This is a genomic window from Haemophilus haemolyticus (assembly GCF_003490935.1).
GTDB lineage: Bacteria > Pseudomonadota > Gammaproteobacteria > Enterobacterales > Pasteurellaceae > Haemophilus > Haemophilus haemolyticus_M.
The window spans coordinates 85,998-100,467 of record NZ_QQGD01000003.1; the positions used below are offsets into that span (position 1 = coordinate 85,998).

A 14,470-nucleotide genomic window follows, 5' to 3' on the forward strand; every position below is an offset into this window, starting at 1 on the left:
AAAATCCCCTATAGGGGATTTTTATTTAGGTTTGAATTTATAATTTTAGCTGAATTAAAACTCCTTAAATAGAAATTATTTTTTCTTCGCTTTTGCATTTGGAAGGTCAGTGATTGAGCCTTCAAATACTTCCGCAGCTAAACCAACAGACTCGTGTAAAGTTGGGTGAGCGTGGATAGTTAATGCAATATCTTCTGCATCGCAACCCATCTCAATGGCTAGACCGATTTCACCTAATAATTCACCACCGTTAGAACCGACGATTGCTCCGCCAAGTACACGATGAGTATCTTTATCAAAGATTAACTTCGTCATACCTTCTGAACATTCAGATGCAATCGCTCGGCCTGATGCTGCCCAAGGGAATTTAGCGACTTCGTAGTTTAAACCTTCTTGTTTACATTCTTTCTCAGTTTTACCTACCCAAGCCACTTCTGGTTCAGTATAAGCGATTGATGGAATAACTTTAGGATCGAAGTAGTGTTTTTGTCCCGCGATTACTTCTGCAGCAACGTGGCCTTCGTGAACACCTTTGTGTGCTAACATTGGTTGACCAACAATATCGCCGATTGCAAAGATATGCGGCACATTGGTACGCATTTGTTTATCAACATGAATGAAACCACGATCATCCACTTCAACGCCAGCTTTACCTGCATCAATCAATTTGCCATTTGGTACACGACCGATAGCGACAAGCACCGCATCATAACGTTTGGTGTCATTGCATGCTTTGCCTTCCATTGAAACGTAGATACCATCATCTTTTGCTTCAACAGCGGTTACTTTGGTTTCAAGCATTAACTTGAATTTTTTCTCGATTTGTTTGGTGTAAATTGCCACAACATCTTTATCTGCTGCTGGGATAACTTGGTCGAACATTTCCACCACTTCAATTTCTGAACCTAATGCGTGGTAAACCGTACCCATTTCTAAACCGATGATGCCGCCACCCATAATGAGAAGTTTTTTAGGTACTTCTTTTAATTTAAGTGCATCTGTTGAATCCCAAATACGCGGATCTTCATGTGGAATGAAAGGTAATTGAATTGGGCGAGACCCGGCTGCAATAATAGCGTTATCAAATTTGATTGTTGTTGGGTGACCATCACGATCACGTGCGACTAAAGTATGAGGATCAGTAAATGCAGCTAAGCCTTCAACAACAGTGACTTTGCGCGCTTTTGCCATACCCGCTAAACCACCGGTTAATTTAGCCACAACCGCTTCTTTACCCGCACGAACTTCATCTAAATCAATTCTTGGATCACCAAAGTAAATACCATTTTTACTTGCGTGTTTTGCTTCTTCAATCACTTTTGCTACGTGCAATAATGCTTTAGATGGGATACAACCTACATTTAAACATACCCCTCCAAGAGTTGAATAACGTTCAACTAATACAGTTTCTAAGCCTAAATCCGCACAACGGAACGCTGCTGAATAACCTGCTGGTCCAGCACCAAGTACGACGACTTGGGTTTTAATTTCTTTACTCATTTTTACCTCGTAAAAACGTTCAAAATATTGACCGCACTTTTTGCGATCATAAGGAATTTGCTAAAACGCCCTTTCTTCTAATTAGAAGAAAGGGGCGTTATTACATAATCAAACGGCGTAAATCTGCTAATACAGCACCGATATAGCTAATGAATCGTGCACCATCCGCACCATCAATGACACGGTGATCGAATGATAATGACATTGGAAGAATTAAGCGTGGTGCAAATTCTTTACCATTCCATACTGGTTCCATCGATGATTTAGACACACCAAGGATAGCAACTTCTGGCGCGTTTACGATTGGTGCAAAGTGAGTTGTACCAATACCACCAAGACTTGAAATGGTGAAACAGCCACCTTGCATATCAGATGCAGTCAATTTGCCTTCACGTGCTTTTTTCGATACTTCCATTAATTCACGCGAAAGTTCGATAATGCCTTTTTTGTTCACATTCTTGAATACAGGCACGACTAAGCCATTTGGCGTATCTACTGCGACACCAATGTTAATATATTTTTTCAGGATTAAGCGTTGTGCATCTTCGGTAATTGAGCTGTTGAAACGTGGATACGCTTCTAATGCTTTTGCCACCGCTTTCATAATGAACACAACTGGCGTGATTTTTACGCCAAGTTTTTGTTTTTCTGCTAACGCATTTTGTTCTTTACGGAATGCTTCTAAATCCGTGATATCTGCTTTATCGAAGTGAGTAACGTGTGGAATCATTACCCAGTTACGATGTAAGTTAGCGCCTGAAATTTTATTAATACGGCTTAATTCGACTTCTTCAATTTCGCCAAATTTACTGAAATCAACTTTTGGCCATGGTAATAAGCCTAAGCCAGCGCCATTCGCTACGCCATTGCCAGCAGCTTGTGCTGTTGCACCGCTTTCATAAGCTTTAACGGCGGTCTTCACATAAGCTTCGATATCTTCTTTAACGATACGACCTTTACGACCAGTACCTTTTACTTTATCTAAGTTTACGCCAAATTCACGTGCTAAACGACGAATAACTGGGGTTGCATGTGCATAGCCAGCACTTGCCACCACTTGTTCTTGGCTTAAGCCAGATACATTACCAGATTGAGCAGGTTGTTCAGCCGGCGCAGGTGATGCAACTTGTGGCGCTGGAGCAGGTGCTGCTGCAGCTGGCGCTGCACCAGCTACTTCAAAGCGCATAATTAATGAACCAGTCGATACTTTATCACCTGATTTCACGAGAATTTCTTTTACTACACCGCCAAATGGAGCCGGAACTTCCATTGACGCTTTATCACCTTCAACGGTAATTAATGATTGATCTTCTGAAACAGTATCACCAACGGCAACCATAATTTCAGTCACATTGACTTCATCGCCACCAATATCTGGCACATTCACATCTTTAATGGCAGATGTTGTAGCAGTTACAGGTGCAGCTGTTTGAGCTGGTGCAGCCGCAGCAACTGGAGCAGCTGATGCCGTTTCAAATTTCATGATAAGTTTGCCAGTTGAAACTTTATCACCAACATTAATTAAAATTTCTTTTACCACACCTGCGATTGGCGCTGGAACTTCCATTGAAGCTTTATCGCCTTCAACATTGATGATTGATTGATCAACTTCAACACTATCACCCACTTTAACCATAATTTCAGTAACGTTTACTTCATCAGAACCGATATCTGGTACGTTTACTTCAACAACAGCCGACGTAGTTGGCGCAGTCGCAGCTACTGGTGCTACTGGTGCTTCAGCCGCAGGTGCAGTGCCTGCGGCTTCTAATACGAGCATTGGGGTGCCCGTTGTGACTTTATCGCCCACTTTAACTAAAACTTCTTTTACAACACCCGCTTCTGGTGCAGGCACTTCCATTGAAGCCTTATCACCTTCAACGTTAATGATAGATTGATCAACAGAGATGGTATCGCCTACGTTTACCATGACTTCTGTTACTGTAACTTCATCACTACCAATATCAGGAATTTGAATTTGTTTTGACATTTTTTTTGTTCCTTTTAAAGTGCGGTCATAAAACACGATGTTTTTTGACCGCAGTTTTCATCAATTACGCATAAAGCGGATTGATACGATCTACATTCAAACCGAATTTCGCAATCGCATCTGCAACAACTTGGTTAGATACTGTACCTTCTTTCGCTAATTGAGAAAGTGCAGCAACCACAACATAACGAGCATCAACTTCGAAGTGTTCACGTAGGTTTGCACGGCTGTCTGAACGACCGAAACCATCTGTACCTAACACATGATAATGACGACTTGGTACAAATGCACGGATTTGATCTGCGTATGCTTTAACATAGTCAGTTGAAGCAACGGTTGGTAAATCAGCTAATACTTGAGCAACGTATGGTACGCGTTGTTCCGCTGTTGGGTGTAACAAGTTCCAACGTGCAGCATCGTGACCTTCACGGGCTAATTCATTGAATGAAGGTGCAGAGAATACATCTGAGGTGACACCATAATCTTTTGCAAGAATTTGTGCCGCTTCACGAACATGACGCATGATAGCACCAGAACCTAACAATTGAACGTGGCCTTTGCCTTTTTTACCTTCCACTGTTTCAAATTTGTATAAACCTTTACGGATACCTTCTTCCGCACCAGCAGGCATTGCAGGTTGATCCATGACTTCATTTAACGTTGTCATGTAATAGAATACATCTTCTTGTTTTTCGCCGTACATGCGGTTAATACCGTCTTGCATAATTACAGCAACTTCAAATGCAAATGATGGGTCGTAAGTGACACAGTTAGGAATGATACCTGCTTGAATATGGCTATGGCCATCTTCGTGTTGCAAGCCTTCACCGTTTAATGTCGTACGACCAGAAGTACCACCCACCATGAAACCACGAGCTAATTGGTCACCAGCCGCCCACATCATATCGCCCACACGTTGGAAACCAAACATTGAGTAATAGATGAAGAATGGAATCATTGGTTGGTTATTGACAGAGTAGGAGTTCGCTGCAGCTAACCAAGATGCGGTTGCACCTAATTCATTGATACCTTCTTGTAGCACTTGACCATCTTTTGCTTCGCGGTAGTACGCAACTAAGTCACGATCTGAAGGAACATAGTTTTGACCATGTGGGTTATAAATACCGATTTGACGGAATAAACCTTCCATACCGAAAGTACGTGCTTCATCAGCAATCATTGGAACGATAGTTTTACCAATGTTTTTATCTTTTAATAAGATGTTTAATGCACGAGTAAACGCCATAGTGGTTGAAATACCACGAGGTTGTTCTTCTAATAATGCTTTAAACTCTTCTAATGCAGGAACTTTATATTCAACATCAAATTTAGTACGACGAGCAGGAACATAGCCGTTTAATGCTTTACGGTGACCATGTAAATATTCGTATTCAGGAGTGCCTTCAGCAAATTTAATGTATTCTAATTTTTCTACTTGCTCATCAGTCAATGGTAAATCGAAGTAGTCACGGAAACCTTTAAGGCTTTCATAAGACATTTTTTTAGATTGGTGAGCGGTGTTTTTACTTTCCGCTTCAGGAATTTTATAACCTTTAACTTGATGCGCTAAAATCACAACTGGTTTCGTTGCATTTTGTGCTTTTGCATAGGCTGCATATAATTTTTCACTATCGTGTGCACCACGGCGTAATGCCCAAATTTCATCATCAGTCATATCTGCAACTAATGCAGCGGTTTCTGGATAACGACCGAAGAAGTGTTCACGAATATACGCACCATCTTTAGATTTGAAAGTTAAATAGTCGCCATCTACCACTTCCATCATTAACTGAGTTAATTTACCTGAAGTATCTTTAGCAAATAATTTATCCCAGTCGCTGCCCCATAATACTTTGATTACTTCCCAGCCCGCACCAGTAAACAATCCTTCTAATTCTTGAACGATTTTACCGTTACCATTAACTGGGCCGTCTAAACGTTGTAAGTTACAGCTGATAGTGAAGATTAAGTTATCTAATTTTTCACGAGCCGCAAAAGTTAATGCACCTTTAGACTCAATTTCATCCATTTCACCATCGCCTAAGAATGCATAGACTTTTTGATCTTTGGTATCTTTTAAGCCACGGTTATCTAAGTATTTCAAGAAACGCGCTTGGTAGATGGCGTTCACAGGGCCTAAACCCATAGAAACCGTAGAGAATTGCCAGAATTCAGGCATTAATTTAGGGTGTGGATATGAAGATAAACCATCGGTAAAGGCTTCTTGACGGAAGTTATCCATTTGTTCTTCAGTTAAACGACCTTCTAAGAATGCACGCGCATACATACCCGGAGCAGCATGGCCTTGGAAGAAAATTAAGTCGCCACCGTTTTTCTCTGTTGCGGCTTTGAAGAAGTGGTTATAGCACACTTCATACATGGTTGCTGCAGCTTGATAAGTTGAGATATGGCCACCTAAGTCAAGATCTTTCTTCTGACTACGCAATACCATAGCAATAGCATTCCAACGCACAGCAGAACGAATACGACGCTCAATAGCATGATCACCTGGGTAAGCAGGTTGTTCAGAAGCTGGAATAGTATTGACATAATCGGTCGTTACACCTGTCGGTAATGAAACACCGCTGGTGCGTGCTTGGCCGATAACTTGCTCAATAATATATTGTGCACGTTCTACGCCTTCTTCACGAATCAAAGAATCTAATGATTGTAACCAATCTTGAGTTTCGATTGGGTCAACGTCATTTTTTAAAATCTCAGACATAGGTTTTCCTTATCTGTTAATTAAGTGAACATTAGTTTAGTAAGCACTAAACACGAATATCAGAAATGCTTGCTTTTTTACAAACATTTAACAAATCCTGCAAATTTTAGAAGATTTTTTGAGATAAAGATAGTAAATTTTCATCAAATGCCCCTGTTAAGCACGCTATTAATAGGTAATCTTTTGAAAGTGCGGTAATTTTTCTCGCCTTTTGTAAAGCCTATTAAAATCATAAGTAAAACATTGCATTCTGTAGGGCTTTGCTTTAAAGTTTTCAAACTTTTTTCAAAAAGGAATCAATCATGCATATAACGACTCGAACGCTCACCCAACATAAACGTATTGCACTTGTGGCTCATGACAGCTGCAAAAAAAATTTACTGAATTGGACGCAAAAACACAAAGATGCACTTAAGCCTCATATACTTTATGCAACAGGTACTACAGGCCATATTTTAGAACGAGAAACAGGTTTAAGCATTCGATCTTTATTAAGTGGTCCGATGGGCGGCGACCAACAACTTGGTGGATTAATCGCAGAAAAGAAAATCGACATGATGATCTTCTTTTGGGATCCAATGAATGCCGCACCCCATGATCCAGATGTGAAAGCCCTTATGCGCATTGCAACAGTGTGGAATATCCCTGTTGCGATTAATCAAAGCTCCGCAGATTTTATGTTAACTTCAGTTTTATTTGAACAAGATGTGGAAATTGAAGTACCAGATTATGAAGGGTATTTAAAAGAGCGTTTAGCTTAAAAAGATAAGGAATATTTACCGCACTTCATAGTTAAACAGGGCGACAATTTATCGCCCTGTTTTTGTTATCATCCAAAGCCCCCCATCACAAGCATAAAGAGTACCATTTTCAACTGTTCTTCTGGGATTGGCTTACCATTTAGTTTCAATTCGTTATTCTCTAAAGCAAGCGTTAATGTGACGGTTTTATCGGTGTTTACGATAATGCCATTTGCTTCGTCTTCAGCAATTAATTCGTCCATTCTGTAAACTAAATCTTGTTTTTGATTTTCTGGTACAAATTTAGATAATAATGAAATCGCGGTTTCTTTGTTCGCATCAAAATTGATCGAAAAATCTTTGAATTGTTTGTATAAACCGCTACGCATTAAATCAAATTTAGGATTTGGCACTAAAGCAATGTTCAGATCTAATGCCACTTTGCCTTTTTCATCAGAAATAGAAAGAGGGGCAAATTTAATTTGAGGCTGATTATTTGCAATGACCATGCCTGCTTGTTGTAATTTTTGCACTAATGGTTTAGGTAACGGCATATCTGAATCAGCCTTGCCTATTGCTACTAAAATGTTTAAAAGTTCTTGTAATGCGTTGCCATCAATATGGTTGAATTCTACATTATTGGTCACTTTACCTAAGTTGTTACCATTAATATGTAATTCATCCAGATTTGTTTTATTTATGATATTTACTGTATCACCCTCAACTTGTGTAGTTAAATTTGCTTGGCTGTTTTTCTGAATAAGAGAGAATTTTTCGCCAGTCTCTGCAGATTCGGTATTTTGCTCAAAATAGCCTATTTTACTATTGATATTCCCACTATAAATAAATGGCCATTTTGTGCTTTGCAACGAGCCTTGTACGACAAGATCTTTTATTTTAATTGATGAAGCGGTTGAAACTGCATGATTTGGGTCATTTGAATTAAATGCATCTACAGATAGTGTATAATTGCTTGGTTCATTTTTGTCTAAATCAACATTTAATACGACATTTGACCAATCAAAGTCAGCCTTAGATTGCTCATTGTGATATTGCCCCGATGTAAGTTTTAATTCCGCATTACCGTTTAAGGCATAATTCATTGCGAAATTAAGTTGTAACGGTTTCTCTGATTTTGTGATGTCAAAGAGTGCTTGAGTTGTTTCATTTTTTCCTAACAAGGTTTGGCTTGAGAAAATGGTTGGAACAAAATTCAGTTTTGCCACACGATCAAGCGGCAAAGGCCCGTGATAAAGTATTGATGATAAAGGAATAATGATCGTTTCATTTGCCTTGTGGATTTCTATTTGATCTTGAATATGAGACGCAAATAATCCTCTATCAAATTTTATATTTTTATAAAAAATTTTACTTTCTTCTAATGCATCTGTTTTGGCAAATAGTTGATTTAACTGGTTGAGTTGATGTAAATATTCTTCTTCCGCTTTTTTCCCTGTAAACCATGCACCTGCACACCAAACGGCAGCAAGAGCAACGACTACGCCTGCAGCAATTTTTGATTTTTTCATTTATTTTTTTCCTATTTTAACGTAAAAATTTTCACCAAATTTATCATAAATCCCTTTTTCTTGCCTGAAAATTTTTGTTTTCCCCTTGAAGTTCATCATTTGAGACTTATCTTGAAAACAAGAACGGAAATCACCGCACTTTAAGAAATAAAAAATTTTTAAAATTTTCTCTTGAAATGCGAAAGAATATCCACATCTTACAATTCGTAATAAATGGGTCTAAAAGCCCTACCCCGAATTTTAAAATTTTTTACTAGGAGTACAAAATGGGAAAAATTATTGGTATTGACTTAGGTACAACAAACTCTTGTGTAGCTGTAATGGACGGCGACAAAGCACGCGTAATTGAAAATGCAGAGGGTGCACGTACAACCCCTTCAATTATTGCTTATACAGATAATGAAACTTTAGTGGGTCAGCCAGCAAAACGTCAAGCAATCACTAACCCGAAAAATACATTGTTTGCGATTAAACGTTTAATTGGTCGTCGTTTTGAAAGCGAAGAAGTTCAACGCGATATTAAAATTATGCCTTTCGAAATTACTCGTGCTGACAATGGTGATGCTTGGGTAAACGTAAAAGGTGATAAATTAGCACCGCCACAAATCTCTGCTGAAGTGTTGAAAAAAATGAAAAAAACGGCAGAAGATTTCTTGGGTGAATCTGTAACAGAAGCAGTAATTACCGTTCCTGCATACTTCAACGATGCACAACGTCAAGCAACCATCGATGCAGGTAAAATCGCTGGTTTAGACGTTAAACGTATCATCAATGAACCAACGGCAGCTGCGTTAGCGTTCGGTTTAGGTTCAAGCAAAGAGAACCAAGTGATCGCAGTTTATGACTTAGGTGGTGGTACATTCGATATTTCAATCATCGAAATTGATAACTTTGATGGTGAACAAACTTTCGAAGTATTGGCAACAGGTGGTAACACTCACTTAGGTGGTGAAGACTTCGATAACCGTGTAATTGATTACATTATTGATGAGTTCAAAAAAGAACAAAACATCGATTTACGTAATGACCCAATGGCATTACAACGCGTAAAAGAAGCAGCAGAGAAAGCAAAAATTGAACTTTCATCAGCGCAATCTACTGAAGTAAACTTACCTTACATAACTGCAGATGCGACTGGCCCTAAACACTTAGCATTAAATATTACTCGTGCAAAATTAGAAGCATTAGTAGAAGATTTAGTGGCAAGCTCAATTGAGTCTTTGAAAGCTGTATTAAAAGATGCAGGTAAAAGCGTGAGTGAAATTCACGACATTATTCTTGTGGGTGGTCAAACTCGTATGCCACTTGTACAACAAAAAGTTGCTGAGTTCTTTGGTAAAGAAGCTCGTAAAGATGTTAACCCTGATGAAGCGGTGGCAATCGGTGCGGCAGTTCAAGGTGGTGTATTAAAAGGTGATGTAAAAGACGTTCTTTTATTAGACGTAACTCCATTATCTTTAGGTATCGAAACCATGGGCGGTGTGATGACCACCTTAATTGAGAAAAATACCACGATTCCAACTAAAAAATCGCAAGTATTCTCAACAGCAGAAGATAACCAAAGTGCGGTAACCATTCACGTTCTTCAAGGTGAGCGTAAACGTGCGGCAGACAATAAATCTTTAGGTCAATTCAACCTAGAAGGTATTAATCCTGCACCGCGTGGTATGCCACAAATCGAAGTAACATTTGATATCGATGCGAACGGCGTAATCAACGTATCTGCGAAAGATAAAAACACAGGTAAAGAGCAACAAATCCGCATTCAAGCATCTTCAGGTTTATCTGATGAAGAAATCCAACAAATGGTGCGTGATGCAGAAGCAAATGCTGATGCAGACCGTAAATTTGAAGAGTTAGTACAAGCGCGTAACCAAGCAGACGGTATCGCACACGCAACACGTAAACAAATTGCAGAAGCGGGCGATGCATTGAGTACCGCAGACAAAGAGAAAATTGAAGCTGCAGTCGCTGAGCTTGAAACAGCAGCAAAAGGCGAAGATAAAGCAGAAATTGAAGCGAAAATTGAAGCTGTAATTAAAGCCTCTGAACCGTTAATGCAAGCAGCGCAAGCAAAAGCTCAACAAGCTGGTGGCGAGCAACCACAACAATCATCAGCAAAAGATGATGGCGTGGTAGATGCTGAATTTGAAGAAGTGAAAGATAATAAATAATTCACCGCTCTTCTTAGCACAAACAAAGGGCGTGGAAACACGCCCTTTTGGTGTATATAAATGATCCCCCTCTTTGCTAAAGAGGGGAGTATGTTATAAGCGGTCAAATTTACCCAGAATTTTGTAAATTTAAGGAATAGTTATGCCACTTACACTTTATCCACTTGCTACAATTCGTACGCATAACACAAAGGAAAATCCTGCAGAAAAGATTGGACAGCTTTGGCAGAATAATTTTGTAAAATTGCCTCAAAATGCCCCTTATTATGGTGTTTATCTGAATTATGAATCGGATTTTACGGGCTATTATGATGTTGCTGTTGCTCAAGAAAGTAAACCTGAAGGCAGTTTTTCAACCATTGAAATTGAAGATCTGACTTGGTATGAAGTCTTCCCTACGACTTATGAATCAGTAGTTCAAACGTGGCAACGCATTTGGAATAAAGAAAAGCAAGGCTTATTAAAACGTGCTTATAAAGTGGATTTTGAGAAATATTATCCAAATGGAAAAGTGGATATTTACATTTCAATTTGCCCACATTGCTAAAAATAGCGAATGTAAGCGGTCAGAAATGACAAAATATTTGCAAATAAAAATACGGAAACACTATGGCAAAAAAAGATTACTACGAAGTCCTTGGATTGAAAAAAGGGGCGAGTGAGAACGACATTAAACGTGCGTATAAACGTTTAGCATCTAAACATCACCCGGATAAAAACCAAGGCAGTAAAGAAGCAGAAGAAAAATTCAAAGAAATTAATGAAGCTTATGAAGTATTAGGCGACGATCAAAAACGCGCAGCCTACGATCAATATGGCCACGCAGCCTTTGAACAAGGTGGTGGCGCAGGTGGTTTTGGTGGCGGCTTTGGCGGTGCTGATTTTGGTGATATGTTCGGTGATATCTTTGGCGATATTTTCGGCGGTGGTGGACGTGGTCGTCAGCGCGTTGTTCGTGGCGAAGACTTACGCTATGACTTAGAAATTACTTTGGAAGAAGCCGTAAAAGGTACAACCAAAGATATTCAAATCAATACTCTTGCACATTGTGATAGTTGTGGTGGTTCTGGTGCTGAAAAAGGTTCTAAAGTGGAAACTTGTCCGCATTGTCACGGTTCTGGTCGAATTCGTCGTCAGCAAGGTTTCTTTGTATCTGAAAGTATTTGTTCAACTTGTCATGGTAGCGGTAAGAAAATTGAAAAACCTTGTCGCAGCTGTCATGGTGAAGGACGAGTTCATAAGAAAGAAAATCTTTCAGTAAAAATTCCTGCTGGCGTAGATACGGGCAACCAACTTCGCTTAGCTGGCAAAGGCGCTGCGGGCGAAAATGGCGCACCAGCTGGAGATTTATATGTTGTGATTCACGTGAGAGAACATAATATTTTTGAACGTGACGGTAACAATTTATATTGTGAAGTACCGATTAGCTTTGCCACTGCAGCGCTTGGCGGTGAAATTGAAGTGCCGACTTTAGATGGTCGAGTGAAACTTAAAATCCCAGCTGAAACGCAAACTGGAAAATTATTCCGTATGCGAGGCAAAGGTGTCGCATCTACACGTAGTGGTTATGCGGGTGATTTAATTTGCCGTATCGTGGTCGAAACGCCAGTTAATTTAACCAGCGAGCAAAAAGAATTACTCCAAAAACTTGAAGAGAGTTTACAAGGTAAAGATTTAAGTAAACACGCACCAAAATCTTCAGGATTTTTAGACGGTGTGAAAAAATTCTTTGATAACTTAGGTAAATCTGACAAATAAAGATAATGAAAAAGTCCGCATTTTGCGGACTTTTTTATATGCAAATAATCTCTTCTAAAAATTACCGAACTTTGGGTTTTATTTGCGAACGGTATATTCGCCTTCACACACCCATTTATAACTTGTTAATGCTTCTAATCCCATTGGGCCACGAGCGTGAAGTTTTTGGGTGCTTACGGCAACTTCTGCGCCTAATCCAAATTGTCCGCCATCAGTAAAGCGTGTGCTTGCATTCACATAAACGGCTGCCGCATCAACTTGATTGATAAATTGACGGGCTAGGTTTTGTGAGGATGTTAAAATACTTTCAGAATGTTGTGTACCATATTGGCGGATATGCTCAATAGCGGCATGAATATCTTCTACAACAACGACATTTAAATCCAATGATCCCCATTCTTCGCGTAATTCTTTTTCTGTCACTTCGCAGACATTCGCACCCGCTTGTTTTAATATATTAAGTGCGGTGGATTTTGCGTGATATTTTACGTTTTTAGCGGAAAGGTGAGAGACGAGTTTTGGTAAAAATTCTTCAGAAATAGAACGCTGAACTAACAACGTCTCCAATGTGTTACAGGTGCTTGGACGTTGTGTTTTAGCGTTATCAATAACACAAATTGCTTTATTTTGAACCGCACTTTCTTCAACGAAAGTATGGCAAACACCTACGCCACCCACAATAACTGGAATAGTCGAATGTTGTTTACATAATTCATGTAAACCCGCACCACCACGAGGAATAATCATATCCACATAGAGATCTAGTTTTAATAATTGCATAACGAGTTCACGGTTTGGATCGGTAATGGCTTGCACTGCGAATTTTGGTAAGCCGGCTTGCTCTAAAGCATTTTGCACAACTTCGATTAAAATTTTGTTAGAAAACTGTGTTTCTTTACCACCGCGTAAAATCACTGCATTACCCGTTTTAAGGCAAAGACTTGCTACATCAATGGTCACATTTGGGCGAGCTTCATAAATTGTGCCAATGACGCCGAGTGGAGTGCGTACGCGTTCGATTTTAAGTCCGCTATCCAATGTACCGCCGTCTATGATTTTCCCCACAGGATCTGCAAGTGAAATAACATGGTGTACATCATTAGCAATGCTTTGTAAACGTTCTTGCGTGAGCAGTAGGCGATCAATCAAGGCATCTGATAATCCATTTTGTTTAGCAAGTTCAATATCTTTTGCGTTTTCGGCTAAGATAAGAGGGGATTGTTGTTCGAGTTGTTCTGCAATAATGGATAATGCACGATTTTTTTCAGCAGTGGTGAGTTGAGCCAAGATAAATGCTGCATCTTTGGCTTGTTTACCCATTTGTTCTAACATAGTTATTCCCTTTATTTTATTTATTTCTTTTTATTTGGCAGCTTATCTTGTTCTTCCGATGTGAGTTCTTGGTAATTAAATACTGGTAAACCCCATTCGAAATGAATAGCTAAAAGACGTAAAGTAAAGCTACTAATAAGTGTGAGTAACACGGCTAGCGTATGTTCTACTTGAAGCGTGCTTAATGCGTAATAAGTCAGCGTGGCAAATAGCGCAATACTGGCGTAGAGTTCTTTTTGGAACACGAGAGGAATTCGATTGCATAGCATATCGCGTAGAACTCCGCCAAAGGCACCTGTAATACAGCCTGCAATGCTTACAATGGTGAGGCCATGTCCCATATCCATCGCAATTTGTGCGCCAATAATGGAATACACCACTAAACCCATCGCATCGAGCACCAAGAAAATAGTGCGGAAATAGCGCATAAAATGATTGATGAATGGCGCAACATATACGGTAATCACCGCTGCACTTGCTACCATTAAAAAATATTCTGGATGCTTAACCCAGCCGAGAGGGTAATGTCCGAGTAGTACATCACGTACAGAGCCGCCACCAATGGCAGTAACGGATGCGATAATTATCACGCCAAAAATATCCATTTTTTCACGACCAGCAGCAAGTGCACCTGTCATTCCTTCAGCGGTGATACCGATGATATATAAAATACTAAGTAACATTCATGTACCTAAGTGCGGTTATAATTGGTTTCATTCTAC

Annotated in this window: 10 protein-coding genes; 4 read left to right on the forward strand and 6 right to left on the reverse strand. The window is 39.5% G+C overall.

The genetic code is table 11. From position 1 onward, the window contains the following. Nucleotides 1-75: 75 nt before the first annotated feature. The 3 genes from lpdA to aceE all read right to left on the reverse strand — a co-directional run bounded on the left by lpdA (nucleotide 76) and on the right by aceE (nucleotide 6,215). Nucleotides 76-1,500, reverse strand: coding sequence for a dihydrolipoyl dehydrogenase (gene lpdA / locus DV417_RS04640; protein ID WP_118878828.1), 1,425 nt, complete (start codon nucleotides 1,498-1,500; stop codon nucleotides 76-78). 100 nt (nucleotides 1,501-1,600) lie between these two features. Beyond that, nucleotides 1,601-3,490 carry a pyruvate dehydrogenase complex dihydrolipoyllysine-residue acetyltransferase gene (aceF, locus tag DV417_RS04645; protein WP_118878830.1) on the reverse strand — a complete coding sequence of 630 codons (1,890 nt, stop codon included), beginning with the start codon at nucleotides 3,488-3,490 and terminating at the stop codon, nucleotides 1,601-1,603. Nucleotides 3,491-3,554: 64 nt separating this feature from the next. After that, the gene (gene aceE / locus DV417_RS04650; RefSeq protein ID WP_118878833.1) at nucleotides 3,555-6,215 is read right to left on the reverse strand and encodes a pyruvate dehydrogenase (acetyl-transferring), homodimeric type; all 2,661 of its coding nucleotides are present in this window, start codon (nucleotides 6,213-6,215) and stop codon (nucleotides 3,555-3,557) included. A 302-nt stretch (nucleotides 6,216-6,517) separates the two neighbouring features. On the opposite strand from aceE, the gene mgsA reads away from it, so the two are divergent. After that, nucleotides 6,518-6,976: a methylglyoxal synthase gene (gene mgsA, locus DV417_RS04655; RefSeq protein ID WP_118878835.1), complete on the forward strand. Its 459-nt coding sequence runs from the start codon at nucleotides 6,518-6,520 to the stop codon at nucleotides 6,974-6,976. A gap of 68 nt (nucleotides 6,977-7,044) precedes the next feature. On the opposite strand, the gene DV417_RS04660 is transcribed toward mgsA, so the two are convergent. After that, complete coding sequence (locus tag DV417_RS04660) at nucleotides 7,045-8,484, reverse strand: YdgA family protein (RefSeq protein WP_118878837.1); 1,440 nt, start codon at nucleotides 8,482-8,484, stop codon at nucleotides 7,045-7,047. A gap of 266 nt (nucleotides 8,485-8,750) precedes the next feature. On the opposite strand from DV417_RS04660, the gene dnaK reads away from it, so the two are divergent. The 3 genes from dnaK to dnaJ all read left to right on the forward strand — a co-directional run bounded on the left by dnaK (nucleotide 8,751) and on the right by dnaJ (nucleotide 12,416). After that, a complete protein-coding gene (dnaK, locus tag DV417_RS04665) occupies nucleotides 8,751-10,658 on the forward strand; it encodes a molecular chaperone DnaK (protein ID WP_118878839.1) in 1,908 nt (635 codons plus the stop codon). A 142-nt stretch (nucleotides 10,659-10,800) separates the two neighbouring features. Next, on the forward strand, nucleotides 10,801-11,205 hold the full coding sequence (locus tag DV417_RS04670; protein WP_118878841.1) for a GyrI-like domain-containing protein: 405 nt from the start codon (nucleotides 10,801-10,803) through the stop codon (nucleotides 11,203-11,205). Nucleotides 11,206-11,267: 62 nt separating this feature from the next. Further along, nucleotides 11,268-12,416: a molecular chaperone DnaJ gene (dnaJ, locus tag DV417_RS04675; RefSeq protein ID WP_118878843.1), complete on the forward strand. Its 1,149-nt coding sequence runs from the start codon at nucleotides 11,268-11,270 to the stop codon at nucleotides 12,414-12,416. A 78-nt stretch (nucleotides 12,417-12,494) separates the two neighbouring features. On the opposite strand, the gene proA is transcribed toward dnaJ, so the two are convergent. Together proA and DV417_RS04685 are read right to left on the reverse strand one after the other, a co-directional pair. After that, nucleotides 12,495-13,748, reverse strand: a complete 1,254-nt coding sequence (gene proA, locus DV417_RS04680; protein ID WP_118878845.1) for a glutamate-5-semialdehyde dehydrogenase — start codon at nucleotides 13,746-13,748, stop codon at nucleotides 12,495-12,497. A 20-nt stretch (nucleotides 13,749-13,768) separates the two neighbouring features. Beyond that, nucleotides 13,769-14,431, reverse strand: a complete 663-nt coding sequence (locus DV417_RS04685) for a trimeric intracellular cation channel family protein (RefSeq protein ID WP_005646565.1) — start codon at nucleotides 14,429-14,431, stop codon at nucleotides 13,769-13,771. Nucleotides 14,432-14,470 lie beyond the last annotated feature (39 nt).